Source organism: Dorea sp. OM07-5 (assembly GCF_003481355.1).
In the GTDB taxonomy this organism is placed as follows: Bacteria; Bacillota; Clostridia; order Lachnospirales; family Lachnospiraceae; genus Dorea_D; species Dorea_D hominis.
In genome coordinates, this window is the sequence record NZ_QUKZ01000003.1 from 94,380 (window position 1) to 121,015 (window position 26,636).

A 26,636-nucleotide genomic window follows, 5' to 3' on the forward strand; every position below is an offset into this window, starting at 1 on the left:
TAATTTTATTTCTATGACAGAGACCAGAATGAAAGCAGAAAAGGAGGCAGAGTATGGATCCGAGAGAATTTCCCACAAAAGGAAACTTAATGCTTGCCAAAAACTCGCTGGCACTGGCGCATCAGGGCTATGATCTGATGGATAAGAAGCGGAATATTCTGCTCAAAGAGCTGATGTCACTGATTGATGAGGCAAAGGATATTCAGGAAGAGATTGACCAGACATTTACAAAAGCATATGCATGCCTGCAGCGTGCGAATATCGAGCATGGAATCAGCAAAGTGCGGGAACTGGCATTTACCGTGCCGATCGAAGATTCTATCCGCATCCAGACGCGGAGTATTATGGGAACAGAGATCCCGCATGTCAAATACGATGCAAAGCAGAATGATCTGACGTATTCGTTCAGTACAACAAGAGAGTCGATCGATATTGCGCGGGAAGCATTCCGGGAAGTGAAAGATCTGACCATCAAATTGTCGATGGTGGAGAATGCGGCGTATCGTCTGGCAACGAATATTAAAAAGACACAGAAACGTGCCAATGCGCTTAAGAATATTACGATTCCGATGTACAGCAATCTGGTATATACGATCAGCAATGCGCTGGAGGAAAAAGAAAGGGAAGAGTTTACCAGATTGAAGGTGATTAAGCGGATGAAGTCGTAGAGGATTATATAATAATGAAATATAAGAAAAAGACTTGACAATTTTTGCGTGGGGGGGGATAGACTAAAACTAAAAAAGGGAGGCACAGGGGAATGAAAAAGTATAAAAAATATTTTATCATTACACTTATGTTAGCGTTCGTGTTTAGTTTTAGTTTTACTTCTTTACCGGTTTCAGCTGCATCAAAATATGGAACATATGGTAGAAGAACATATTACTATACTGTATCAAAAGCTAAGAATATTAGAATTGAAAAAAGAGGTAAAGCTGTTGGCAAGTATTTAAATGAATGGATGGAAGGCGGCGTGAAATTAGCTGTGAGCTATGCAATGGGAAATTATTCGATTCCATTTAGTATTGTCGAAATAATGGTTGGAGATGGTGGCGTTAAATATGATAAAAAATCATATTCATCCTATGTTTTTCAGGCAAAATATACGACAAGAAATATTTTTTATTATCAGGACAATGCAAAGAAAAAGAAAAAAGTAGTACTTTCTGATGAAAAAGGTGTAGCAGATGTGTTTTATGAATTTCATCCAGTTGGAGTTGGTTTTAAAAAGTCGACATATACTAAAAAATTAAAAAGTAAAGCAACCGTTAAAACAACTTATTATGATAAAAAGTCAAGGAACTTGGAAAGATGTAATATATTGGCAAATCATAATACAAAAGAAATGTGGACAATATCTTCAGAGCTTCTGACAGAAAAGTGGAGAAAAAAATAGCTCTAAAAGGAGTTGTCTCTTGTTGAGGGAAAATAATGAAAAAAAGAATTTTAATGTGCATAAGTACTGTTGTTGTAGTTGGAATTATAGCAATAATTATAGTTTTGAATGGACATACGACATTGGTAAGACAAATAGACAAAAATTTAGGTTCATCAACAAAATGGAAAATTATATCTGTCGAAAAAATGGAGAGTGATGAGAATCCAATTGTACATGACACAGATTTGCAGACGGTAATATATAAGAATCTTATTGATGAAATTAAAAAAACAAAGATGAAGCGTAAACGCAGAGAATTAGGGATGGAAATAAAAAAGCCACTCTATACAATGACAGTTTCTTCGGATAATGACTATATAACATTTACTGTAAATAATGAAGGTGAAATTCACTTAAATCAAACAGATATAACATATATTATTTTAAACGAAAATTCAAAACTATATGATGTACTCAAACAAAATTTTGGCTTGAAAAAATGATTAAAAGAGATAACAAAATAGTTAAGTGAAAGAAAACAGCTACGATATACTGTTGTGTAAGTATATTGTAGCTGTTTTAGCTGTCAGGGCATCCCCACTTTCTCTGGAACTTTTAATATGGCAGCTCCCGTTTACGCTGATGTTGACAGTTGTGCATGAATTGATTCACGGAATTACATGGGGAATATTTGCAGAAAAACATTTTCAATCTATAAATTTTGGCGTGATCTGGAAGATGCTGACGCCGTACTGCCATTGTTCGGTACCACTTAAGAAATGGCAGTATGTATTGGGAGCGGCAATGCCAACACTGGTTCTTGGAGCAGGGTTGGGAGTAGTGGCAATCATGACAGGCAATCTTGTGTGCCTTTATCTTGCGGAATTTATGACTCTCGGCGGCGGTGGAGATTTTTTGATTATTATGAAAATATTACGATATCACTCTGACAAGGAAGACCAGGTATATTATGACCATCCATATGAATGTGGAGTTGTTGTTTTTGAAAAATAGAACAAAAAAGAAATAAAAATAAGTTGAAAAGATGATTTGATAGTGCTAAACTCCTATAAAAGCATCTTTTTCTTTTGCGCTTTTAAGCGTGTCTTATTCATATCTAAAGTATCTGAAAGGAATTCATGCTTTTAAATTTCACTAATAACAGCAGGAGTCCTGAAGGTACTAACGAAGACCGCACAATTTCTTGTGAAGGACTCAGAATAAAGAAGGGAGTATTTCATGAGAAAAAACAGAGAGTACAAAAGTGATGTATTTTCCATGTTAATGGAAAGCAAAGAAAATGCGCTGGAAGTTTACAATGCATTAAACGATTCGGAATATACCAATCCGGAGGAAGTGGAGATTGTTCAGTTGGAGCGGGGCGTGTCGCTCTCCATTCGGAATGATGCTTCATTCATTATTGATATGAACATCAATTTTTATGAGCATCAATCCACATACAATCCCAATATGCCACTTCGAAGTTTAATCTATTTTGTAAATACATTGCAGGACTGGCTGAAAGATAATGACAAGGATCTATTCAGCAGAAGACAAATACAGATACCGACACCGCATTTTATCGTATTTTATAATGGGACACAAAAAAGAACGGAATACGAAGAAATGAGACTGTCGGATTCGTTTTACCACAAAGCCGAAGAACTGCAGATAGAGATCATCTGCAAAGTTTATAATATCAATCCGGAAAACAATCAGATTTTGAAAAGAAAATCAGCAGTACTGGAAGGATATACATATTTTGTGGAAAAGGTAAGGGAGAATCAAAGGCAGGGAATGAATCTGGAAGAGGCTGTGGACAGTGCGATAAATGATTGTATAACGAATCATATATTGGAAGATTTTTTCAGAAGCAGGAAGGATGAAGTGAAGAAAATGACACATCTGGATTATACGTGGGAAAAGCGGGAAAGGTTAATACGCATGGAAGAATATGCAGATGGCGAAGCGGCTGGAATACGGAAGGGCAAGATTGATTCGCTGATGGAAATCTTGCAGGAACTTGGCGATATTCCGGAAGTACTTCAAACCCGGATTGAATCAGAAAAAGACCTGCAGGTTTTAACGAGCTGGCTGAAAGCAGCCGCGAGAGCAGACTCTTTGAAAGAATTTCGAGAGAAAACAGGTTTGAATATTTAACGGTACTGCACCGTGGGTTTAGTCCGGAAATTATTTAAGCTATAAAATAAAAATTGTAACTAGTATGAATGAAAAGAGATTGGCGTATCAGTTGAATGATATGCCAATCTCTTTTTCAATCATCAATTCAGATTATGTAAGAAAAATATCATACTACAATTTAATATTCTGGATTATAACTGTCTGGATCTTTCAGCAGCAGCCTTGATGCATTCCATAACCGAAGCGCGCATGCCGCCACGTTCCAGTGCTTCGCAGCCTTCGATGGTAGTTCCGGCAGGGGAAGTTACCATATCTTTTAAAGCACCCGGATGGATATCCATCTCAAGAAGCATCTTTGCAGTTCCAAGGCAGGTCTGCTCTGCAAGGCGGTATGCAGTGGCGCGAGGAAGTCCCTGTTTTACGCCACCGTCTGCCATTGCTTCGATGAACATTGCAACATAAGCCGGACCGCCACCGTTTAATGCGCAGGCTGCATCGATGAGATGCTCCGGAAGGAGTTCAACAACACCGATAGAGCTGTAGATGGATTTGGCGATTTCCATTTCATCTTCTTTGAAATCATTGTCAGAGCAAAGAGCAAATGCTCCTGCAAATACCATCGCCGGAGTATTTGGAAGAAGGCGCAGGATTCTAGGTGTACCATCGATCATAGCCTGAAGTCTTTCGACTGTTACACCGGCTACGATAGACATCATTGCTTTACCGTCCAGTGCTTTTTTGCACTGCTCTAAAGCTTCTGCGGCATTCTGAGGTTTAACGGCAAGTAAAATAATGTCGCTGTTCTTGCAGACATCTTCATCGTCTGCCGCGAGATTGACACCCCAGCCTTTTGCTTTTTCCATCATGGCAGGGTTAATGTCGTAAACGTATACATTCTCTTTTGCGAGTACACCGCTTTCCAGTGCGCCGTAGAGGATTGCGCCTCCCATGTTTCCGCATCCGATGACTCCGATTTTCTTTGTTACCATAATAATCGACCTCCTAAATCAAAACGTTTAATATGAATTATTATCAGACAGATTGTGTCGCGCGCTGCGCGTTCACAATCAGGCATCTGTATTCTTAAATTCTTCCCAGGCAGCAGTCAGTTTGTCCGGGGTTTCTAACAGCAGCTTTGTCCCTTCTGCCATACAGCGTGCAGCGTAAAGCATACCTTTGTGTCCGATACTCATGCCTGCCTGCTTTGCGGCAGCCCAGTGATGAAGAGACGTACCGCGACACATGGTAGCAGCACTGATGGTGATGAGAGGAACGGTGTGGCTGACTTCCGTAGCGTCTGTACCGATGAAGATCGGAACAGGTTCCGGCTCCAGCGGTTCCAGTCCTTTGAAATAAATCCCGTCATTTTCCAACCCGGCTTCTTTACTGAGTTCGGCGGCAAATGTCAGTTCATCTTCGGTATATTCCGGAGTCGGGATATGTGTCATCGCCTCATAGTACAGCTCAGCAAGCACACGGTTGACTTTCATCTCTTTACAGCTGGTGACCAGTTCAATATCTACGGTTGTATCTGTCATCATGGCAGCACCGCGTGCACATTTATCCACACGTGCACTGGCATCTTCTGTGCGGGAACGCTTGAAAGAACGGATGAAATAATTTGTCTTTGCAAGATCCGGAACAACATTTGACGGGATTCCGTTATCGACATATGCATAATGCATACGGACTTCATCCGGCACATGTTCACGCAGATAATTTACACCGATATTCATAAGTTCGGCTGCATCCAGAGCGCTTCTCCCTTCCTGCGGAGATTTGGCGGCATGTGCGCTGACTCCGTGGAAAGTATAATTTTTCACATCCTGGGACATCCAGATATCGTTGCTGATCCGGTTCCGGTCAAATGGATGCCATGTTACGGCAACATCCAGGCCATCAAAGACGCCGGCTTTGTTCATAACAATCTTGCCGGACATGATCTCTTCAGCAGGACAACCGTAGACGCAGATTGTGCCGGGAATCTGTTCTGTTTCCATATGATTTTTCAGTGCGCAGGCGGCTCCGATTACGGCAGTGCCCAGTAAGTTATGACCGCAGGCATGTCCGACACCGGGAAGTGCATCGTATTCTGCGAGAAATCCAAGGATTGGTTTTCCTGTGCCCCAGGTTGCGGTGAAGGCAGTCTCAATATTTGCAGTTCCGCTTGAAACAGTAAATCCCTGTTCCTGTAAATAAGTACTTAAACGCACCGAAGATTTTTGCTCTTGATAGGCAAGTTCCGGATTGTCAAATATGTAATTTGCCGTATCAATTAATTCTGCCTGATGTGTCTTAAGCCAGTCTGCTACAATGTTACGGCTGGCGGAAGATTCGGAACAAATTTCTTCACTGAAATGATTGATCGTAGAATCTGTCATATTTAAACTTCCTCCGGGTAAGCACCCTCTAATACATCCAGATATTCCTGACCGAAAGTATCCACGTAATCAGCAAGGGCAAGATCAATTGCTTTCTGACCGTTTGTGCCAAGCTTTTCAATCAGTGTCTTGCTAATTGTATCTTTCAGATGTGCGGTGTGAAAATTAAAATCTTTCATGCAGGAAGTGCCGAGATCCTTCTTCTTGGAAGCGAGAGCTTCGACATCTTCCGGCGTCAGTGGATAGCCCCAGTCAAATTCGCATTGTTCGCCTCCCCAGCTCATGGATGTAGCAGTTGGGGTACAGACAAAATCAGAGCGGAATCCCTGATAAACCGCATTATCAACATTGACACAATAAAGTTTACCGTATTCTGTAATATCGTGCTTTTTCCATGCTTCACACCAGGCACATTTCGAAATATAAGTCTGAAGCGTCGGTTCGGTACGGAGTGTACCAAATTGCATCTGTCCGTCATAGTCAGGCTTCCACTCGCCGTAAGCCTGGTTGGTCATTGTGTTGAGCGGATCGCCGTGAGCAATCGCTCGTGCAGCCATTCTTGCGCCTCGTTCTTTACCATAGACAGTCATACCGTCTAAGATTGCCTGTTTTCCATCTTCACCACAGGTTTCAATAGCGCGCTTGGCGAGAAAAGCAAACATCATTGCATGATGTTCGATCTTACAGGAAACCGTTTCTTTGGCTGTATTCATAATTATCATCCTTTCACATAGTAGTCTGTTAAAGTTTGGAGATATTATACTACATTTTATAAGAAGATACCAGTGTAAGGGAGGAAACTAAAGACACAAAATATAACTGATAATCTATAATCAGTAATAGAAAAAATCTATATCTGTCGTTAGTTATTAAAAAATATGAGTGGTTTTTTATCTGAAAAAAAGCTATGATGGTTATATAAGATAATCTGTAAAAAAAATATAGAAAAAAAGAACGACAAAATGTAAAGAGAGGTAAAAAACAGTGGATAAAAAACGTTTTATGGTAGTCAGTGGTTTCCTTGGAGCAGGAAAGACAACAACGATGGTAGCACTTACAGAGTACATTAACAGCACAGGCAAACATGCAGCAATCATTGCAAATGACCTGGGAGCAAATTATATTATCGATGCAGAGTATTCTGACCGTCAGAATGTAGAAGTCACACCGATCGGCGGAGACTGTATCTGCTATATTCCGGATACATTGATCGAGAGAATCGAGCGTCTGAACAGAGAGCCGAAAGATCTGGTTATGTCTGATATTCCGGGATGCGGAATCGGTGCACTGGATCATGTATATGGCAATCTGGACAAGAACCACAAGGATGAGTTCACACTGGCTCCGTTCCTTGTTGTAACAGACCCGGAGAGACTTCGTATGATCATGCCGGAGCAGGCAGATATCCATCTTCCGGAAGAATTAAAATTCCTTCTGGATGCACAGTTAAAAGAAGCAGACTGTATCGTTCTGAATAAGATCGATCTGATGTCTGATGAAGAAGTGGACCGCTATGTAAAATTCTTAAAAGAAGCTTGCCCGGATATTCCGGTGTTCCCTATCTCTGCAAAAGAAAAGATCGGTCTGGAACAGGTAGCAGACTATGTACTGACTGCAGAGAGCCGTGTGAACATTACAGATATCGGATACGGCGGACCGGAATTCGTTGCAGCTGAGAAGAGTATGTCATGGTTCAACAGAAATGTATTTATCACAGCAAAAGACGGCAAAGCATTTGACGGAAATGAATTAGTTGACGATCTCATTGACGAGATTCGTAACGGACTGATTGCAAATAAGAGAAATGTTCCACATCTGAAGACATTTGCAGTAGGAAAAGAGAATGATTATGGAAAATTCAGTCTGATCGGTGTAGATTATGACATCATCCATGACCAGGAACTGAAAGAAGAAACAGAAAAATTGCGTCTTGTTGTAAATGCGCGTGCAGTATGCGAATCTGATCTGTTATTAGATATTGTAGATGATGCATTTGATGCTGTAGCTGAAAAATATAGTGTAAAGATTAAAGTATTCTTCAGTGAGTGCTTCGGAATGATGGATGAGGGAAGACATTAAGCGAAAGTCTGTTACAAAGTAATGGGAAAGAGATCACAAATTATGAGCAATGATATTCACGAACAAATAAAGGAATATTATGGGGTCATCCTGCAAAGCAGTGATGACCTCAAAACAAATGCGTGCTGCTGCAGTTCAGCGCCACCGAAGTATGTAAAAGATATTTTGCCGTTGATCAAGGATGAGATAAAAAACCGTTTTTATGGCTGTGGTTCTCCAATTCCGATGGGAATGAAAGGATGCCATGTGCTGGATCTCGGATGTGGTACGGGAAGAGATGTCTATATTTTATCTAAACTGGTTGGGGAAGAGGGACATGTCTATGGCGTAGATATGACACCGTCCCAGATTGAAGTTGCCATCCGTAATGAAGCAGCGCAGATGGAGGCATTTGGATTCGAAAAGACGAATACAAGTTTTCATCTGGGATATATCGAAGATCTGAAAAGCATCGGAATTGAAGATAATTCCATCGATGTTGTGACATCTAACTGCGTAATTAATCTGTCGCCGTTCAAGGAGCAGATTTTCCGGGAAGTATACCGGGTATTAAAAGAAGGCGGAGAGATTTATTTCTCCGATGTTTTTGCCGACCGCAGGCTTCCGGATGAAATAAAAAATGATCCGGTCATGCGCGGAGAATGTATGGGTGGCTCCATGTATCTGGAAGATTTCCGCAGAATGATGGAAAAATGTGGTTTTGTCACTTATTATACGATGGAAAAGACACCGATCCAGCCGCATGATTTCGAGATTGCGAGATTGACAGGAGATATCCAGTTTTATTCCTGTACAGTACGCGCATTTAAGTGCAGCGGCCTGGAGGACCGGGAAGAAAATTACGGACATAGTGCGACCTATCTTGGAACGATGGAGGAAAATAAACGGTATTGCGATTTTGATGAGACATTCCGTTTTCTGAAAAATAAACCACTTGGAATCAGTGGTAACCTTGCAAAGATTTTAAGGACTTCCAGATTCTGCAATTATTTTACGGTTGAAGGAGAAGGGGAGACACATTATGGCCTGTTTAAAGAACTGGATCAGAGTGTTAATCCGACGCAGTATGATAAAAATGCAAAGATTACAGCAAGGACACTGAAAGAAGAAGTCAGACGGTATGACATTCCGGAATTAATGGATCGTGTCAAAGGTGTGGATGAGCTGTATTCCAAAGAGCAGCTCACGACAATGCAGGTAAATGTCGGCTACAGGTGTAATCTGTCCTGTGCACACTGCTTCCTGGAGTGTGGGCCGGATAAAACGGAGATGATGAGCAAAGAGACGATGGATCAGTGCCTGCAGGCATTTAAGACCGGCGGGTTCCGAACGATGGATATTACCGGCGGTTCACCGGAGATGAATCCGAATCTTACTTATTTCATTGAGGCAGCATCGAAGCTTGGCGATGTGATTGTCCGCACAAATCTTGTTATTTTGCAGAAGGAAGCATATGCTCACTTAATAGATGTATATACAGAAAATAAAGTCCGTATTGTCTGTTCTCTGCCTTACTATAATAAGAAAGTTGTGGAAAAGCAGAGAGGCGCACATGTATTTGATCCGGCGATTAAGATTCTACAGGAATTAAATGCAAGAGGCTATGGCAGACAGGATGATCTGCGGCTGACGCTTGTGTATAATACAGATGGCCCGTATCTGCCACCGAATGAATTTATGCTGGAAAAGACATACAGAGAAATTCTGGAAAAGGAATATGGCATTGTATTTACGGATTTGATCGCAATTGGAAATGTGCCGATCGGAAGATTCGGGCAGGAGTTAAAGCACCAGGGAAAACTTGGATCTTATCTGAAACTGCAGAGTGAGAACTTCAATGAAGACAATCTGCCGAAGGTTATGTGCCGGGATCAGATCAATGTTGATTACGATGGCAGTCTGTATGACTGTGAATATTATCATGTCCTTGGAATGAAACCAGATGGGGAAGCACATATCAGAGAGCTTGCGGATCATGCGCCGAAGCCGCGGAAGATTCATACCTGTGCAGTCTGCTATAGTTGTACGGCAGGATATGGAAGCAGCTGTGGTGGAAATCTGTCACATTAAGTTGGCAGTGGAAGGTTCTGCCGGTGTGATTTGTCGGATAGAAAAAGAACTGTTTGGAAATTATGAAAATGATTTCTGAAAAAATATGGAAGAAAAACAAAAAAATATTAAAAAACACTTGATTTTTAGAAAAACATGTCATATAATATTACTTGCGTCACGGGAAACCAGTGACGCAGGACATGCGCGATTAGCTCAGTTGGCAGAGCACCTGACTCTTAATCAGGGTGTCCAGGGTTCGAACCCCTGATCGCGCACTATAAAATCGCTGTTTTTGCAGACAACAGAGCTGCAGGGACGGCGATTTTTTGTATAATAGGAAATTTCATTTCCTATTATACAAAAGCCTCCGGCAGGATGCGCACTGCGGCGTACAATGATGATGTCACAAGCGACCACCGCAGGCGCGCGAATGTGCCAAGGCACATTCGATTTATAGCGACGAGGAGGGAACAACATGGCGGCATTTAACCGTTTTATAGAAAAATGGATGGCACTGGTGACACCAATCTGCCTTCTTTTGGGCGTGTGGTTCCCGGATATTGCAAAACATGGACTCCCATATGTTCCGTTTGTCTTTGCATTTATGACATTTAATGGTGCTTTGAAGTCTAGCTTCAAAGATGTGGCGGAAGTATTTAAGAACCCGTCAATACTTCTTGTGATGCTTGGGCTTATCCATGTTGTAATGCCGGTATTTGCCTGCGGACTTGGACATTTATTTTTCACAGATAATGCAAGGCTGATTGCCGGGATGGTGTTGGAATTTTCAGTGCCGACAGCGGTGTCAGGACTGATGTGGATAACAATCTACAGCGGAAATAGTCCGTTATCGCTGTCGCTGGTAGTGACAGATACCGTATTATCTCCTTTTTTAATTCCATTGACATTGAGGATTCTTCTTGGAAAAACAGTACATATGGATACAGTACAGATGATGCAGGAGCTGATCTTCATGGTGGCATTTCCGGCAATTTTTGCTATGTGCCTGAATCAGATCAGCCATAATCGCGCAAAAGAATGTTTGCCGAAAGTGCTCGCACCTTATTCCAAACTGGCGTTGATATTTGTTGTAATATCCAATTCATCCAAAGTGGCACCGTATGTTCGCCATATGAACGGACAGCGGGTAGCTGTAGCAGTAACAATTCTCGTACTGGCGGCAAGCGGTTATGCAATCGGACTTCTGGTCGCAAAATTATGGAAGAAGGATCACGAAACATCTATTTCCATGATGTACGGAAACGGAATGCGTAATATCAGCGTGGGAGCCGTGATTGCGGCGGCATATTTCCCGGGAGAAGTGATGTTCCCGGTTATGATCGGAACGTTGTTCCAACAGGTACTGGCTGCATTTTACGGAAAAGCAACGGAGCAGCCGGGTGACAACAGTAAAAACTAAGATTTCCCTAAAAATATCTTTAGAATTATTTTCTTTACAAGGATGTGTATTCTATTTATAATTTTACCAACAAAAGAAATGAGGAAAAAGGATGCACAAAAGACGAAGAGAGTTTAAGAAGAGAGCCAGATGTGTGTTGAAGACGCATTACTGGCTTTTTGTTATGTTATGCCTTATTGCAGGCATGATCGGAACAGAATTTACCACTTCCGTGAAACTGGGAAAGGACGCAGCAGTGTCTTATGCGGAAGCAGAGAACACGGTCAACCGTCTGACAACGGATAACCTGATCGGAGCGTTCTATGATAATCTGGAAGAATTTAATGAAGGAAAAGAGGCGGAGCAGAGAGCACGCATTGATGAAAAGAAGAAACGCTATGAAGAAGAATCAAAAAAGAATGAAAATGCGGTTCTTGGACGAAGCAGGGGTGTCTTTTCCGGCATTGTAAATAAAGCCGCTTCCGGTGAATATATTGTTACACTTGCAGTTGCGGTGCGCTCACTGGTCGGCTCGGATAACATAGCTGCCTGGCTGCTGATCGTTGTCAGCCTGGCACTGATATTTTTCGTGCAGACCTTTATCGTAGATGTATATCAGATTGTTATGCGAAGGATGCTTTTGGAAGGGCGCTGTTATAAGCGCGTTCCGCTACACAGAGTGTGGTTCCTGATGCGGGTGCGCAAATGGATGCATGCGGGAGTCACGCTTCTGTTAAAACAGGCATTGCACACTGTGTGGGGGCTTACGGTTATCGGGGGCGTTGTCAAATATTATTCTTATTATCTGGTTCCTTATATTGCAGCAGAGAATCCATCAATTAAGGCGGCAGATGCGATCACATTATCAAGGCAGATGATGGACGGGCATAAGTGGGAATGTTTTGTGATGGAATTGTCGTTCTGGGGCTGGAGATTTCTTGGATTTTTTACAATGGGAATTGCCAACATTTTCTATATCAATCCATTTATGGCTGCGACAATGGCAGAATATTATGTGAGTCTGCGAGAGGAGGCAATCGACAGGAAACTTCCGCTGGCAGAACAGTTAAATGATAGATATCTGTATGAGCATCCGGAACAGATGGTGCTGGATGCGGCTTATGAAGACGTTAGAGAAGTGGAGGAAGAACCGCCGGTTGTTATAGAAGGTCTGACTGGAGTTCAGAAGTTTCTTGCAAATACATTGGGAATCACAGTGCTGCATCAGAAAGAGATGGATGCGCTGGAGGAAGAGGCAAACCGAAAATTCCGGGTTGTGCATGATATACGTGCATACAAAGGAATTGTTTATCCGACCAGACTGTATCCGATTTCGGAAGTGAAGAGAAATAATCTGCTGGAAAATATGAACTTTTTGCGTCATTACTCTATCTGGTCTGTGATCATGATGTTTTTTATTATGTCATTTGCAGGCTGGGTGTGGGAAGTGAGTCTACATTTTCTGACCAAAGGATGTTTTGTTAACCGTGGGGTTCTTCACGGTCCGTGGTTGCCGATTTACGGGGCTGGCAGTGTACTGATTTTATTGTTGCTGAACCGTCTGCGCAGAAAACCTGTGGCAGAATTTATTGCAGCGGTAGCCTTGTGTGGATTTATAGAATATTATACATCTTATTTTCTGGAGATTATAACGCATGGCAAGCGATGGTGGGATTATCATGGATATTTTCTGAATCTTAACGGAAGGATCTGTGCAGAAGGGCTTTTGACATTTGGAATCGGAGGCGTTGTAATGGTATATGTACTGGCGCCATTTTTAGACAATCTGATCCGCAGGCTTCCGATGCGACGTCTGATTGCGTTATGTGTGCTGTTGTTAGTATTGTTTGGCGCAGATCAGATGTGGTCGGTACGTCATCCGAATGAGGGGAAAGGAATCAGCAAAATGAGGACGACAGCCGCCCGGACATATGAAAAAGAAAGGAAGGTAGTAAAACAATGATCGCATTATATCTGGCTCCGCTGTATCTGTTATTATGCGGATATATACTCTGGCGCATGCTTCACTGGCTTGCAGCCTGTCACGATGTGACAAAAAATTTTTTTCTCAGGGGACTGCTCGTCACAGTGTACGTTTTTCTGGCGCTAAGCCTGCTTTTTGGATTTCTTGTACCGCCGTCGATGTTACAAAGAGTGCTGAAAGGGATTGGCAATTACTGGCTGGGTGTGTTATTATATATCTTGCTTACAGTTCTTGTAGCAGATCTTATAAGACTCATTCTGAAACATGTGTCATTTCCGAAAAAGGAAAGACTTTTTTCAAGAAAAGGACATGTTATCGTGGGCAGTATATGTCTGGCAGTGATTCTGGCATTCAGTGCCGCCGGGATCTATGGTGCACGTCATATCGTAACGACAGATTATCAGGTAAAGATATCAAAGAAAGCAGGGAATCTGAAGGAACTGAATCTTGTTCTTGTAGCGGATTTCCATCTGGGATACAGCATCGGCAGCAGCCATATGCAGCGGATGGTGGAGAAGATCAATGCGTCAAAACCGGATCTTGTAGTGATCGCGGGAGATATTTTTGACAATGAATATGAGGCATTGGATAATCCGGAGCGCCTGGAGAAGATATTAAGATCGATCAAGAGCAGGTATGGTGTCTATGCATGTTACGGCAACCATGATATACAGGAGAAGATTCTGGCAGGATTTACATTTCCGAGAAAAGGGAAGAAGATGAGCGATCCGCGGATGGATACATTTTTGGAGAAATCAAATATTCATCTGCTTCGGGATGAAGCAGTCGAGATCGACAATGCTTTTTATCTGTTCGGAAGAGCTGATTATGAACGTCCGGGAAGAGGGATCAGGAAGAGAAAGCTTCCGAAAGAACTGGTGAAGGAAACGGATCAGAAGAAACCAATTCTTGTAGTGGATCATGAACCGAGAGAATTAAAAGAACTGGCAGATGCGGGAGTGGATCTGGATCTGTGTGGACATACACATGATGGCCAGATGTTCCCGGGGAACTTGGTTACGGACATGATGTGGGAGAACTCCTATGGCTATCTGAAAAAGGGAAAGATGCATAATATCGTGACTTCCGGGCTTGGCGTATTCGGACCGGATATGAGAGTGGGTACGAAGAGTGAGATCTGCCGGATTAAGATAAAATTCAATTAGAGAGAAAGAGAGAAAGGGAATTGCAAAAAAGTAAAACTTTCTCTTTCTTTTCGCTCTGAATTGGTGTATGATAGTAAAAGACACAACATATTGTGTAATGGCAAGTTAAAAATATCTATATTTTGTTATAAAAAAAGAATGCTAAAAAAGGAGAAATCAAGGGGATTATGGGAATTCAAGTGAAAAATCATGTGATCAAACGAAACGGAGAGGAAGTACCGTTCCAGCTTGATAAGATCATAAATGCGATCAAATCTGCAAACAAAGAGGTAGAACGGATCCATCAGTTGAATGAATATCAGATTCTTGCAGTGGCAGATACAATCGGTCAGAAAGTGAACGAATATCGCCATGCCGTGAATGTAGAAGATATTCAGGATATGGTAGAGACCGGCATCATGGAGATGCGTGGATATGAAGTCGCACAGAAGTATGTGCGTTATCGTTATAAGAGAGAGCTTACCAGAAAATCAAATACAACAGATAATGGAATCCTCGCACTGATCGAGCACATGAATGAAGAAGTAAATCAAGAGAATTCCAACAAGAATCCTGTGATCAATTCTACACAGAGAGATTACATGGCAGGAGAAGTCAGCAAAGACTTATCCAGACGTCTGCTCCTTCCGGAAGAGATTGTGCAGGCGCACGAAGCAGGAATCATCCACTTCCATGATTCTGATTATTTTGCACAGAAAGAACATAACTGTGATCTGATCAATTTACAGGATATGTTGCAGAATGGTACAGTGATCAGTGAGACGCTGATCGAGAAGCCGCATAGCTTTTTTACAGCATGTAATGTAACGACCCAGATCGTGGCACAGGTGGCAAGTAACCAGTATGGCGGACAGTCTTTTACACTGGCACATCTGGCACCGTTTGTAGATATCAGCAGACAGAAACTCCGTAAGAATGTTATCGCTGAGAGACAAGAATGTGGCGAGAGCATGGATCCGGAAATCATTGACAAGATTACAGAACGCAGACTCCGCGATGAAGTAAAGAGCGGAATCCAGACGATCCAGTATCAGCTTATCACACTGATGACCTGTAATGGACAGGCGCCGTTTGTAACCGTATTTATGTATCTGGATGAAGTAGAAGACGGACAGTTAAGAGATGACCTTGCTATGATCATTGAAGAAGTGATGAGACAGAGAATGCAGGGCGTTAAGAATGAAAAAGGTGTATGGATCACTCCGGCATTCCCGAAATTGATCTATGTATTGGATGAAGATAATATTACAGAAGGTTCCAAATACTGGGAACTGACCAAGCTGGCAGCAGAATGTACAGCAAAACGTATGGTACCGGATTATATTTCCGCTAAGATGATGCGTGAGCTGAAGCAGGGAGAAGTTTACCCGTGTATGGGCTGCCGTTCATTTTTGACAGTTGAGGACGAGCAGAGAAATCCGGACGGAAGCCATAAGTTCTATGGACGTTTCAATCAGGGAGTTGTAACGATCAATCTTGTAGATGTGGCATGTTCTTCCAATGGAGATATGGATAAATTCTGGAAGATTCTGGATGAACGTCTGGAGTTGTGCCACCGGGCACTCCGCTGCAGACATGAGCGTCTTCTCGGAACGATTTCCGATGTAGCGCCGATCCTGTGGCAGTATGGTGCACTGGCAAGACTGAAGAAGGGTGAGACGATCGACAGACTGCTTTATAATGGATATTCAACAATCTCTCTCGGATATGCGGGCCTTTATGAGATGTGCATGCGTATGCTTGGCAAATCCCATACAGATCCGGAAGCGAGCCCGTTTGCACTGGAAGTTATGCAGAAACTGAATGATAAGTGCAAAGAATGGAAAGAAGCAGAGCATATCAGCTATTCCGTATACGGGACACCGATGGAATCTACAACTTACAAATTTGCAAAATGTTTACAGAAACGTTTTGGAATCATCAAAGGCGTAACCGATAAGAATTATATTACGAACAGCTATCACGTACATGTAACAGAGAAGATCGATGCATTTAAGAAACTGAAATTCGAATCCGAATTCCAGAAGCTGTCTCCGGGTGGAGCGATCAGCTACATCGAAGTACCGGATATGCAGGACAATATTCCGGCAGTGCTCTCCGTTATGCAGTATATTTACGAGAACATCATGTATGCTGAGCTGAATACGAAGAGCGATTACTGTGAATGTTGCGGCTATACCGGTGAGATCCAGATCAAGGAAGACGGAAACGGTAAACTGATCTGGGAGTGTCCGAACTGCGGTAACAGAGATCAGGATAAGTTATGTGTAGCAAGAAGAACCTGTGGATATATCGGAACACAGTTCTGGAATCAGGGAAGAACACAGGAAATCAAAGACCGCGTACTTCACCTGTAAGAAGGAAAGATTGACAAAAAGAACAACTCCATATATAATATAACCTATTGAATTACTGGGAATATGAAGTGACCGGCGGGTGCATGCATGAGAGACATGGAATGCAGCCGCTGGTTTTGCGTAACAAACTTACAAAGCGTGTTCTATTATTGCGATAAAATCTGTGAGACACGTTTCGTACGGCAGAAGGAGAAGATAAGAAGATGCTGACACAATTTTCGAGAACCGAATTATTACTTGGAAAAGAAGCAATGGACAGGCTTGCGAATGCCAGAGTTGCGGTATTTGGAATCGGTGGCGTGGGCGGTTACGTCTGCGAGGCACTGGTGCGAAGCGGCGTAGGTGCATTTGATCTGATCGATGATGATAAAGTATGTCTGACGAACCTGAACCGTCAGATCATTGCGACAAGAAAGACTGTTGGAAAATATAAGACAAAAGTGATGCGTGACCGTATCCTGGAGATCAATCCGAATGCAAAAGTGACGATCCATGACTGCTTCTTCCTGCCGGAAAATGCAGATGATTTCGCATTTGAAGAGTATGATTATATCGTCGATGCTGTAGATACGGTAACGGCAAAGATCGCACTTGTGATGGCGGCAAAGGAGAAAAATGTGCCGATCATCAGCAGTATGGGGGCCGGAAATAAACTGGATGCCAGTATGTTCCGCGTGGCAGACATTTATAAGACGAAAGTATGCCCGCTTGCAAAAGTTATGCGCCGGGAACTGAAAAAACGTGGCGTAAAGAAGCTGAAAGTGGTATATTCAGAAGAGCAGCCAACCAGACCGAAAGAAGATATGGCGATCAGCTGCAGACACAACTGTATCTGCCCGCCGGGAGCAAAGCATAAGTGCACGGAGAGAAGAGATATTCCGGGAAGTGTGGCATTTGTACCTTCGGTGGCAGGACTTATTATTGCCGGTGAAGTGGTAAAAGACCTGGCTGCAGGAGAAACACAGAAATAGATTCGATAAGAAAGCAGAATTGGTGATACAAAGATGAGTATTTCAATAGCGGAATTAAAAAAATTAGAAAAAGACAGTTATGAGCTTCTGGATATCCGCAGTGAGGTAGAGATTTCCCACGGAGCAATTCCTGGAGCAATTGCGGTAAAGCCGGAAGAGATTGAAAAAAAATTAAAAAATAAAGAGCTGGATCCGGAGAAAAAGCAGGTTATCTGCTGTAGCAGAGGAAAAATCAGCGTAGAGATCGCAGAAGAGCTGGAAGAAGAAGGATATAACGCAGAGAGCCTGGAAGGCGGTTATGTGGCCTGGCTGATGGACGTTATGAAAGAGGAGATGGATAAGGATCAGAATAATGAGAAAGCAAAGGAAGTAGAGCAGAGCCTTCGCAAGAAATTCAAGAAAAAAATCTGGTCTAAATTTACAAAAGCGATCAACACGTATGAACTGGTAAAACCGGGAGATAAGATTGCAGTCTGTATTTCCGGTGGAAAAGATTCGATGCTGATGGCGAAATGTTTTCAGGAACTGAAAGTACACAACAAGTTTGATTTTGAAGTGAAGTTTCTTGTAATGGATCCGGGATACAGCCCGGAGAATCGCAAGGTTATTGAAGATAATGCGAAGAAACTGAATATTCCGATCACAATCTTTGAATCCGATATTTTTGAATCGGTATTTAATGTAGAGAAATCACCGTGCTATCTCTGTGCGAGAATGCGCAGAGGACATCTGTATCATTTCGCAAAAGATATGGGATGTAATAAGATCGCGCTGGGACATCATTATGATGATGTGATCGAGACGATCCTGATGGGAATGCTTTACAGCGGACAGATCCAGACGATGATGCCAAAACTGCATAGTACAAATTTTGAGGGAATGGAGCTGATCCGTCCACTCTATCTTGTGCGTGAAGATGACATCAAGGCATGGAGAGATTATAACGATTTGCATTTTATTCAGTGTGCATGTAAATTTACAGACACTTGTACAACATGTAACAATGAAGAGAACCAGTCCAAGCGGATCGAGATCAAGAATCTCATCAGCGAATTGAAAAAGACGAACCGGTTCGTCGAGGGCAACATTTTCAAGAGCGTAGAAAATGTCAACTTAAATACCATTGTGGCATATAAGAAAGATGGAGTGAAACATAATTTCTTAGATACTTACGATGAAGTGTAGAGAAAATATATCAGAGAAAATGAGATTTCATTTCAGATAGAAATATGCTACTCTTACAACAAACGGAGGCTGCATCAGTCAGCCTCCGTTTATCAAAAGCTTTTATTCAAAGCACGCTTTCAAAATGAAAACTTTGTTTTACCAACTTTACACTATTGCAAAAAAACACTACAATGTTATATAGAAATAATGTGAGGTATAACTATGAACTATGGAACGATAAAAGAATATGATATTGCAGACGGACCGGGTGTGCGTGTCAGCCTGTTCGTGTCCGGTTGCCGGCATCACTGCAAGGGATGCTTTAATGAAGAAACCTGGAATTTTAATTATGGAGAGCCTTTTACCGATGAAGTAAAAGACCGGATTTTAAAACTTCTGGAGCCGGTATATATTCAGGGATTTTCCCTGCTGGGTGGAGAGCCTTTTGAGCCGGAAAATCAGGTTGTGCTTGTGAATCTTCTAAGAGAGATCAAGGAGACGTATCCGAAGAAAGATATCTGGTGCTACAGCGGCTATCTCTTTGATGTGGATCTTGCAGAGGGAGGCAGAGTGTATACAGAGGTGACAGATGAGATGCTGTCTTATATCGATGTGCTTGTAGATGGTGAATTTGTAGAAGAATTAAAAGATATTACGCTGAAATTTCGCGGCAGTAGCAACCAGAGGATTCTGGAACTTGCAAAACTGCGGTAAATGTAAATAAGGAAGGGGACTTAATTATGAATTCAGCTTATGAGAAATTGACAGATTGTTATGAATCAGTAAAGGGGGAACTTCCGTTCAAACCAAAAGTAGCGCTGGTACTTGGTTCAGGACTCGGTGACTATGTGAAGAAGATGAAGGTGGAGAAAATTATTTCTTACCATGATATTGATGGTTTCCCGGTATCTACAGTTCAGGGACACAAAGGTCAGTTTGTATTTGGATATGTAGGGAACGTACCGATCGTAGCGATGCAGGGACGGGTTCACTACTATGAAGGCTATTCTATGACAGATGTAGTACTCCCAATCCGCCTGATGCGTCTGATGGGGGCAGAAGTGCTGTTTCTTACGAATGCTTCCGGCGGTGTAAACTACGATTATGAGCCGGGAGATTTTATGCTGATCCAGGATCAAATCGCAAGTTTTGTTCCGTCACCATTAATTGGAACGAATATAGATGAACTGGGAGCGAGATTTCCGGATATGTCAGAAATCTATGATGAAGATCTATGCAAATTGATTCGCTATACAGCAAGTGATCTTCAGCTTACTCTGCGCGAAGGTACTTATCTGCAGCTTACCGGACCACAGTATGAATCACCGGCTGAGATCCGGATGTACCGGCTGTTAGGTGCAGATGCAATCGGAATGAGTACGGCATGTGAAGCGATTGCAGCAAACCATATGGGTATGAAGATCTGCGGAATTTCCTGTATCTCTAATATGGCATGTGGCATGACAGATGAACCGCTCAGTCATACGGAAGTTCAGGAGACAGCAGACCGTGTGGCACCATTATTCAGAAGTCTTGTATCCGAATCGATTATCCGGATTTCAGATTTTCTGGAGCAGAAGGAGGCAGAAGCTCAGGAAAAAGAAGAAAAGTAAGAAAATACAGGAGAATCTATGAAAATAAGAATATATAATGCCAGGATTATACCAATGACAGAAGAAAAGGCAGGACATTTTCAGATTGTGGAAGGGGAAATCCAGATTATAGAAGATAAGATTGCTTATGTCGGATTCTCAGAAATTGCACCATCCGGCTGTGGCAGTACCGGAAAAGAGCAGTCTGCATCAGGTGCTGATGATAAATGGGATCGAGAGATTGATGCCCAAGGCAATCTGATCCTTCCGGGATTTAAGAATGCACATACACATTCGGGTATGACGTTCTTGCGTTCGTACGCGGATGATCTGCCGCTTCTGGACTGGCTGAACAAACAGGTATTCCCAATGGAGGCGAAGCTGACACCGGAAGATGTATATTTGTTTTCAAAACTGGCAGTTTTAGAATATCTGACAAGTGGGATTACGGCGAATTTTGATATGTATCTGACACCGGATACGATGGCACAGGCATCAAAGGATCTTGGATTCCGCACAGTTATCTGTGGTGCAGTAAATGATTTCGTACAGTCCGTGCCCGAGATGGAAAAATGGTACAAAACATACAATCAGTTTGATCCGCTGATCTCGTATCAGCTTGGATTCCATGCAGAATATACGACATCAAAGCCGGTTTTGGAGGACATAGCAGCGCTCGCAAAGGATTTAAAAGCACCTGTTTATATGCATAATTCAGAAAGTTGTTCCGAAACGGAACAATGTATTGACAGAACTGGAATGACACCGACAGCGTATCTGGACAGTCTTGGAATGTTCGCACATGGCGGCGGTGGCTTTCACTGTATCCACATGACAGAAGAAGATCTGGAGATTTTTAAAGAACGCGGATTATACGTTGTGACAAATCCAGCATCTAATATGAAGCTGGCAAGCGGGATACCTCCACTTACGAAGATGCTTCAAATGGGAATCCCGGTTGCGATCGGAACGGACGGACCGGCAAGCAACAACTGTCTGGACATGTTCCGGGAGATGTTTCTTGTGACAGGGCTTGCAAAGCTTAAAGAGAAAGATGCGGCAGTTGTTGATGCAAAGGAAGTGTTATATATGGCAGCCGTGCAGGGCGCACGGGCGATAGGGCTTGCGGACTGTGACAGCCTGGCGCCGGGCAAACAGGCAGATCTTATTATGATCGACCTGCATCAGCCGAATATGCAGCCACTCAATAATCTTACAAAGAATATTGTATACAGCGGAAGTAAGCAGAATGTAGTGATGACGATGATCGCCGGAAAGATTCTCTATGAAAAAGGAGAATTTTATGTTCCGGAAGATGTGGAACGGCTGTATGCGGATGTGAACTGTCGGGTAGAAGAATTGAAGAGATAACAATATAAGACAGAATGAAAACCATAATTTGAACATAGAAAAGAACTGGAGAATTACATGCAAAATATATTATTTGATCTGGATGGAACTTTATTACCGATGAATCAGGAGAAGTTTGTTACTTTTTATCTGCCGCTTCTTGCAGAAAAGATGAAGAAATATGACATAAGTACAAATGACCTGATCTCTGCAGTGTGGAAAGGGTTCTATGCAATGGTGGCAAATGACGGACACCAGACAAATGAAGATGCATTCTGGGAAGCATTTGATGCAGTAACCGGATGGGAGAGAACAGTAGTAGAGCCGGATGTAACCGATTTTTACCAGAATGAATTTAATCAGGCAGTTGTTTCGACAGATCCGACCGGAATGGCAGCAGAGATCATCCATACATTAAAAGAACAGGGGAAAAAGATCTATCTGGCAACGAATCCGGTATTTCCGGAATGTGCGACTATGAACCGTATCAAATGGGCAGGGCTGGATGCGTCGGATTTTGAAGCTGTCACAACTTATGAGAACAGTCATTACTGCAAGCCGAATGTGAAGTATTTTGAAGAAGTATTAAGGGATAATCATTTAAATCCGAAAGAATGTCTGATGGTTGGTAATGATGTAAAAGAAGATCTGGCAGCAGGACAATTGGGGATAAAGACATGGCTTGTAACAGATTGTCTGGAACATGGAGAGGGACTGGATCTTACGAAAGATGTCAAAGCGAATTATCAGAGCACTTTGGAAGAACTTCTGGAGACGTGTCGCAGAGGTGAGCTTTAGAACCATTCAGCCTTTCAGTTGAAAGGAGATAAAAGATGAAGCACGGAAAAAAACACGGACAGAGAAGCTTCAGCAGAGGCTTCTGGCAGACGGGCTGTACAGAGATATTTGAATGTATTTCTTATTATATGGGCAAATCTCTGATCCTGATTTTTACAACTGAATCTGTAGCGCAGGGTGGACTGGGACTGACTGCGGCGCAGGGGGCGGCATTACAATCATTGTTTATTGCTTTTGCATTTTTCGGGCCTCTGGTCGGCGGAGCGATAACAGACCGCTGGCTGGGTGCGAGATATGCGACACCAATTGGTATGGTGCTGGTCGGAATCGGATACTGGTGCGGCTCTATGGCAAGATCTGTGACGCTTGTATATGTCATGATCTTTTTCGTGTGTGCCGGGCGGAGCCTGTTTCAAGTCAGTGCGATGCTGGGGCGGATCGTGGTTGACAAAGACCGGATGGATGCGGCATATTCAATCCGCTATACATTAATGAATGTAGGCGGTTTTCTGGGAACATTTTCTCTTGGAATCTTATATAAAGATGTATTTGCAGTGAACGGCGTCTTTGGGTTTTCAGCATGTTTCCGTGTGGCAGCATGTGCCATGTTCCTTGGAACGATCTGGTTTATCAGTGGATGGAGAAAGATCGGTGAGGTTGGGAAACGACCGTTCAAGACAGAGAAAACAGCAGAAGAAAAGAACTGGGAAAAGGAAAAACTTCCGGTTACGGCAATCGAAAAGAAACGGATTGGCGCAATCTTTCTTGTGTCCGGATTTTCTGTTATTTTCTGGATGCTGTGGGATCTTGCATATCTGCCGGCATACTATTACTGGACAAAATATATGGACTGGACGATAGCAGGATATGAGATACCGGTGAGCTGGTTTGATTCCAGTAATTCGCTGTTCTGTGTCATATTAGGACCTGTAATGGCAGGAGTATGGCTCAGGCTTTCCAGAAGGCCGGAAGGGGATATGAGCCTGTTCCGGAAGACAGGGATCGCATTGTTCCTTCTTGGGCTGGCATATCTGTATTATGCAGTTCTCGATATTGTCCGGGGAAATGGAAAACCATCTGCTGTATGGCTGATATTTTTCACATTTACGCTGACACTGGGGGAAATGTTTTTTGCGCCGCTCGGACATGCATTTATCAGTAAATATGCACCGAGCAGGTATCTGTCAACAATGATGGCGGTGTGGGGACTGGCAATTTTCCTTGCATCATTATGCTATGGAAAAGTTTACGGACGTTTGTTTGAAAGCGGACTGCCTTTCACAAAGGTCTGTGTGGGGATTACCGTGACGGCAGTGGCAGCGGGGTTAATACTTTTTATGTTGGACAAACGGCTGTCCGGTCTGGTTAAAGAATAAATATTATAATAATCTGAAATTTGATATAAGAGAGGGATAAAAAATGAGCAGTACATGGAAATATAAATATTTCATAGATGTAGTAGAAAATAAAAGCTTTACAAAAGCGGGAACGATTAATTATGTATCGCAGACAGCGATTAGTCAGAATATTTCATCACTGGAGAAGAGCATCGGGGGAAAGCTTTTAAACCGTGGAAACGGAGAAATCATACTGACCGAGATTGGGGAAGTTGTGTACAAGCGCGCAAAAGAGATTCTGTCTCTGGAACAGCAGATGCTCCGGGAAGTGGAGCATATTAAAAATAAAGGAATGCTTCTGGTTGGAATGGACAGTGCAATTAATAAGCGTATGTGGATGATGGTAGAGAATGTCTATGAGACTTATTTTCCAAATCTTCCGATTGTTTTTACGAAAGTAGATTGCGCGATGGGAGCCTTGATGCTGGAGAGCAGGGATCTGGATGTATTTGTTGGATATCCGACAGAAGTTCTCAGGCGGATTCCGGCAATCGAGAAAAAAGAATTGTGCCGTCAGTCGGTAGGTATATACGTTGGGAAGCAGACGACCATTCCTTATGGCGAGATTTCTCTGAATGAATTAAAAAATCATCTTTGCTATTGCGCAAACCAGTACGGCGTCAGCTTACAGGAAGAAGCAGAAGAATATCTGAAGGGATCCTGTCCGATTATAGAGACTGGTAATGTGGAGACGATGAAACTGAAAGTCGAATTTAATGATGGCTTTGCTTTTGTAGACAGAGATTATTTTTATCGGAATGACGGTGAGATCAGGGATTTAAAAGATTATGAAAAAGAATGTGTGTTAAAGATGTATTATAAAGCGGACTGTAATAAAAAGACAGCATTTGAATTTATGAAAAAATTGAGAGAAGAATTAAAATAACCTTACCTTATTATGAGATAAGTTTTTGACGTTGGTATTTGTCCTCCCGAAACAGTAGAATAGTCTTATAAGATTGATACTTCAAGGAGGACAAACGAACATGGAGCGTAAAAACATGTGGGAAGGATATTCGGAGGCAGAACTGAAAGAATTAGAAGCGGTGAATGCCCGTTACAGAGAATGTCTGGACGTTGCCAAGACAGAGAGAGAATGTGTAAAACTTACTCGCAGACTGGCAGAAGAACAGGGCTATCAGAACCTGAAAACATTTATCGAAAATGGCACATCTTTAAAAGCCGGAGACAAAGTGTATGCAGAATGTATGGGGAAAACAATTGTCTTATTCCAGATCGGTAAAGAACCGATGGAAAAGGGAATGAACATTCTGGGTGCACATGTGGATTCTCCGCGTCTGGATGTAAAACAGAATCCATTATATGAGGATTCTCAGTTAGCATATCTGGATACGCATTATTATGGCGGTATCAAAAAATACCAGTGGGTAACAATTCCGCTGGCTCTGCATGGTGTATTTGCAAAGAAAGACGGAACAGTACAGGAAGTTTCAATTGGGGAAAAGAAAGAAGATCCTGTATTCGTTATTTCTGATCTGTTGATTCATATTTCACAGGAACAGTTAGAGAAAAAAGCATCTGTTGTGATCGAAGGCGAAGGTCTTGATCTGCTGATCGGTTCTAAACCGGTACTTGGGGACAGCAGGGAAGAGAAAGAAGCCAAAGCGTCCGTTAAGAATATGGTGCTTGATTATCTGAAAAAAGAATACGGTGTGGATGAAGAGGATTTCCTTTCTGCCGAACTGGAAGTTGTACCGGCAGGAGAATCCAGAGAGTGCGGTCTGGACCGTAGCATGATCTTAGGATACGGACAGGACGACAGAGTCTGCGCATTCCCGTCTCTTTTTGCAATGTTTGAGACGGAGGAGCCGGAGAAGACAACCTGCTGTATTTTAGTAGATAAGGAAGAAATCGGAAGTGTGGGGGCTACCGGTATGCATTCCAGATTCTTTGAAGATACAGTTGCCGAGGTGGTTGCCCTGACAGGAGGAAATGCACTTCATGTAAGACGTGCACTTGGTAACTCTGCAATGCTGTCATCTGACGTAAGTGCAGCATTTGATCCATTGTATGCAGATGCATTTGAAAAGAAAAATTCTGCTTATTTCGGAAAGGGAATTGTATTGAACAAGTATACCGGAAGCCGCGGAAAGAACAATGCCAGTGACGCAAGTGCAGAATATCTGGCACAGGTTCGTCATGTGTTTGATGAAAACGGAGTCGGATTCCAGACTGCAGAGATGGGACGTATCGATCTTGGCGGCGGTGGAACCATCGCATATATTATGGCAAACTATGGTATGCGTGTGCTTGACAGCGGTGTGGCAGTAATGTCTATGCATGCACCTTGGGAACTGACAAGCAAAGCTGATATTTATGAGTCTTACAAGGCTTATAGAGCATTCTTAAAAGATATGAGATAAGGATGTATTTAAGAGGTATTCTTCGTTGTTTTGTATAGC

23 protein-coding genes and 1 tRNA gene are annotated in these 26,636 nt (G+C 42.5%); 21 read left to right on the top strand and 3 right to left on the bottom strand.

Translation table 11 applies throughout. The annotated features are described in order from the left end of the window. The first annotated feature begins 53 nt into the window (after positions 1–53). The 5 genes from DXC04_RS03790 to DXC04_RS03810 all read left to right on the top strand — a co-directional run bounded on the left by DXC04_RS03790 (position 54) and on the right by DXC04_RS03810 (position 3,538). A complete protein-coding gene (locus DXC04_RS03790) occupies positions 54–668 on the top strand; it encodes a V-type ATP synthase subunit D (protein WP_021860409.1) in 615 nt (204 codons plus the stop codon). 92 nt (positions 669–760) lie between these two features. Further along, a complete protein-coding gene (locus DXC04_RS03795) occupies positions 761–1,396 on the top strand; it encodes a hypothetical protein (protein WP_021860408.1) in 636 nt (211 codons plus the stop codon). Positions 1,397–1,431: 35 nt separating this feature from the next. Further along, the gene (locus tag DXC04_RS03800; protein WP_021860407.1) at positions 1,432–1,881 is read left to right on the top strand and encodes a hypothetical protein; all 450 of its coding nucleotides are present in this window, start codon (positions 1,432–1,434) and stop codon (positions 1,879–1,881) included. Positions 1,882–1,906: 25 nt separating this feature from the next. Then, on the top strand, positions 1,907–2,392 hold the full coding sequence (locus tag DXC04_RS03805; protein WP_021860406.1) for a DUF3267 domain-containing protein: 486 nt from the start codon (positions 1,907–1,909) through the stop codon (positions 2,390–2,392). A 225-nt stretch (positions 2,393–2,617) separates the two neighbouring features. Continuing rightward, a complete protein-coding gene (locus DXC04_RS03810; protein ID WP_118660011.1) occupies positions 2,618–3,538 on the top strand; it encodes a hypothetical protein in 921 nt (306 codons plus the stop codon). 173 nt (positions 3,539–3,711) lie between these two features. On the opposite strand, the gene proC is transcribed toward DXC04_RS03810, so the two are convergent. From proC to DXC04_RS03825, 3 genes are all read right to left on the bottom strand, one after another. Next, positions 3,712–4,509, bottom strand: a complete 798-nt coding sequence (gene proC, locus DXC04_RS03815) for a pyrroline-5-carboxylate reductase (RefSeq protein WP_118660013.1) — start codon at positions 4,507–4,509, stop codon at positions 3,712–3,714. Positions 4,510–4,587: 78 nt separating this feature from the next. Then, a complete protein-coding gene (locus tag DXC04_RS03820) occupies positions 4,588–5,901 on the bottom strand; it encodes an amidohydrolase (protein WP_118660015.1) in 1,314 nt (437 codons plus the stop codon). Positions 5,902–5,903: 2 nt separating this feature from the next. Further along, entirely contained in the window at positions 5,904–6,614 is a 711-nt protein-coding gene (locus DXC04_RS03825; RefSeq protein ID WP_118660017.1) for an L-2-amino-thiazoline-4-carboxylic acid hydrolase, read from the bottom strand. 271 nt (positions 6,615–6,885) lie between these two features. Between DXC04_RS03825 and DXC04_RS03830 the strand changes: the two genes are divergently transcribed. The 16 genes from DXC04_RS03830 to DXC04_RS03905 all read left to right on the top strand — a co-directional run bounded on the left by DXC04_RS03830 (position 6,886) and on the right by DXC04_RS03905 (position 26,597). Further along, on the top strand, positions 6,886–7,980 hold the full coding sequence (locus tag DXC04_RS03830) for a GTP-binding protein (RefSeq protein WP_118660019.1): 1,095 nt from the start codon (positions 6,886–6,888) through the stop codon (positions 7,978–7,980). 42 nt (positions 7,981–8,022) lie between these two features. Further along, entirely contained in the window at positions 8,023–10,050 is a 2,028-nt protein-coding gene (arsS, locus tag DXC04_RS03835) for an arsenosugar biosynthesis radical SAM (seleno)protein ArsS (protein ID WP_243112092.1), read from the top strand. A 184-nt stretch (positions 10,051–10,234) separates the two neighbouring features. Next, a tRNA-Lys gene (locus tag DXC04_RS03840) sits at positions 10,235–10,307 on the top strand. A gap of 200 nt (positions 10,308–10,507) precedes the next feature. Next, the gene (locus tag DXC04_RS03845) at positions 10,508–11,452 is read left to right on the top strand and encodes a bile acid:sodium symporter family protein (protein ID WP_118660021.1); all 945 of its coding nucleotides are present in this window, start codon (positions 10,508–10,510) and stop codon (positions 11,450–11,452) included. Between the two features lie 91 nt (positions 11,453–11,543). Continuing rightward, entirely contained in the window at positions 11,544–13,394 is a 1,851-nt protein-coding gene (locus DXC04_RS03850; protein ID WP_118660023.1) for a DUF975 family protein, read from the top strand. Beyond that, positions 13,391–14,581, top strand: coding sequence for a metallophosphoesterase (locus DXC04_RS03855; RefSeq protein ID WP_118660025.1), 1,191 nt, complete (start codon positions 13,391–13,393; stop codon positions 14,579–14,581). The genes DXC04_RS03850 and DXC04_RS03855 overlap by 4 nt, the downstream gene beginning before the upstream one ends. A 167-nt stretch (positions 14,582–14,748) precedes the next feature. Further along, positions 14,749–16,938 carry an anaerobic ribonucleoside-triphosphate reductase gene (nrdD, locus tag DXC04_RS03860; protein ID WP_021860080.1) on the top strand — a complete coding sequence of 730 codons (2,190 nt, stop codon included), beginning with the start codon at positions 14,749–14,751 and terminating at the stop codon, positions 16,936–16,938. A gap of 203 nt (positions 16,939–17,141) precedes the next feature. Then, positions 17,142–17,909, top strand: coding sequence for a tRNA threonylcarbamoyladenosine dehydratase (locus DXC04_RS03865; protein ID WP_021860081.1), 768 nt, complete (start codon positions 17,142–17,144; stop codon positions 17,907–17,909). A 33-nt stretch (positions 17,910–17,942) separates the two neighbouring features. After that, complete coding sequence (locus DXC04_RS03870; protein WP_021860082.1) at positions 17,943–19,094, top strand: ATP-binding protein; 1,152 nt, start codon at positions 17,943–17,945, stop codon at positions 19,092–19,094. 204 nt (positions 19,095–19,298) lie between these two features. Beyond that, positions 19,299–19,790 (top strand): anaerobic ribonucleoside-triphosphate reductase activating protein, encoded by a 492-nt coding sequence (gene nrdG, locus DXC04_RS03875; RefSeq protein ID WP_021860083.1) that lies wholly within the window; start codon positions 19,299–19,301, stop codon positions 19,788–19,790. Positions 19,791–19,813: 23 nt separating this feature from the next. Beyond that, the gene (locus tag DXC04_RS03880) at positions 19,814–20,689 is read left to right on the top strand and encodes a purine-nucleoside phosphorylase (RefSeq protein ID WP_118519809.1); all 876 of its coding nucleotides are present in this window, start codon (positions 19,814–19,816) and stop codon (positions 20,687–20,689) included. An 18-nt stretch (positions 20,690–20,707) separates the two neighbouring features. After that, on the top strand, positions 20,708–22,039 hold the full coding sequence (locus tag DXC04_RS03885; RefSeq protein WP_199692522.1) for an amidohydrolase family protein: 1,332 nt from the start codon (positions 20,708–20,710) through the stop codon (positions 22,037–22,039). 57 nt (positions 22,040–22,096) lie between these two features. Next, complete coding sequence (locus tag DXC04_RS03890; RefSeq protein ID WP_021860086.1) at positions 22,097–22,816, top strand: HAD family hydrolase; 720 nt, start codon at positions 22,097–22,099, stop codon at positions 22,814–22,816. 35 nt (positions 22,817–22,851) lie between these two features. Then, positions 22,852–24,192 (top strand): peptide MFS transporter, encoded by a 1,341-nt coding sequence (locus tag DXC04_RS03895; RefSeq protein WP_243112093.1) that lies wholly within the window; start codon positions 22,852–22,854, stop codon positions 24,190–24,192. A 43-nt stretch (positions 24,193–24,235) separates the two neighbouring features. Then, a complete protein-coding gene (locus tag DXC04_RS03900; protein WP_118660027.1) occupies positions 24,236–25,099 on the top strand; it encodes a LysR family transcriptional regulator in 864 nt (287 codons plus the stop codon). Between the two features lie 100 nt (positions 25,100–25,199). After that, the gene (locus DXC04_RS03905; protein WP_118660029.1) at positions 25,200–26,597 is read left to right on the top strand and encodes an aminopeptidase; all 1,398 of its coding nucleotides are present in this window, start codon (positions 25,200–25,202) and stop codon (positions 26,595–26,597) included. The last annotated feature ends 39 nt before the right edge of the window (positions 26,598–26,636 follow it).

Coding starts and splice junctions, on each gene's coding strand:
- DXC04_RS03865 (WP_021860081.1), top strand. CDS start 17,142: ATGCTGACACAATTTTCGAGAACCGAATTATTACTTGGAAAAGAAGCA.
- DXC04_RS03795 (WP_021860408.1), top strand. CDS start 761: ATGAAAAAGTATAAAAAATATTTTATCATTACACTTATGTTAGCGTTC.
- DXC04_RS03885 (WP_199692522.1), top strand. CDS start 20,708: ATGAAAATAAGAATATATAATGCCAGGATTATACCAATGACAGAAGAA.
- DXC04_RS03850 (WP_118660023.1), top strand. CDS start 11,544: ATGCACAAAAGACGAAGAGAGTTTAAGAAGAGAGCCAGATGTGTGTTG.
- DXC04_RS03905 (WP_118660029.1), top strand. CDS start 25,200: ATGGAGCGTAAAAACATGTGGGAAGGATATTCGGAGGCAGAACTGAAA.
- DXC04_RS03900 (WP_118660027.1), top strand. CDS start 24,236: ATGAGCAGTACATGGAAATATAAATATTTCATAGATGTAGTAGAAAAT.
- DXC04_RS03890 (WP_021860086.1), top strand. CDS start 22,097: ATGCAAAATATATTATTTGATCTGGATGGAACTTTATTACCGATGAAT.
- DXC04_RS03845 (WP_118660021.1), top strand. CDS start 10,508: ATGGCGGCATTTAACCGTTTTATAGAAAAATGGATGGCACTGGTGACA.
- nrdG (WP_021860083.1), top strand. CDS start 19,299: ATGAACTATGGAACGATAAAAGAATATGATATTGCAGACGGACCGGGT.
- nrdD (WP_021860080.1), top strand. CDS start 14,749: ATGGGAATTCAAGTGAAAAATCATGTGATCAAACGAAACGGAGAGGAA.
- DXC04_RS03855 (WP_118660025.1), top strand. CDS start 13,391: ATGATCGCATTATATCTGGCTCCGCTGTATCTGTTATTATGCGGATAT.
- arsS (WP_243112092.1), top strand. CDS start 8,023: ATGAGCAATGATATTCACGAACAAATAAAGGAATATTATGGGGTCATC.
- DXC04_RS03820 (WP_118660015.1), bottom strand. CDS start 5,901: ATGACAGATTCTACGATCAATCATTTCAGTGAAGAAATTTGTTCCGAA.
- DXC04_RS03800 (WP_021860407.1), top strand. CDS start 1,432: ATGAAAAAAAGAATTTTAATGTGCATAAGTACTGTTGTTGTAGTTGGA.
- DXC04_RS03895 (WP_243112093.1), top strand. CDS start 22,852: ATGAAGCACGGAAAAAAACACGGACAGAGAAGCTTCAGCAGAGGCTTC.
- DXC04_RS03810 (WP_118660011.1), top strand. CDS start 2,618: ATGAGAAAAAACAGAGAGTACAAAAGTGATGTATTTTCCATGTTAATG.
- DXC04_RS03825 (WP_118660017.1), bottom strand. CDS start 6,614: ATGAATACAGCCAAAGAAACGGTTTCCTGTAAGATCGAACATCATGCA.
- proC (WP_118660013.1), bottom strand. CDS start 4,509: ATGGTAACAAAGAAAATCGGAGTCATCGGATGCGGAAACATGGGAGGC.
- DXC04_RS03870 (WP_021860082.1), top strand. CDS start 17,943: ATGAGTATTTCAATAGCGGAATTAAAAAAATTAGAAAAAGACAGTTAT.
- DXC04_RS03790 (WP_021860409.1), top strand. CDS start 54: ATGGATCCGAGAGAATTTCCCACAAAAGGAAACTTAATGCTTGCCAAA.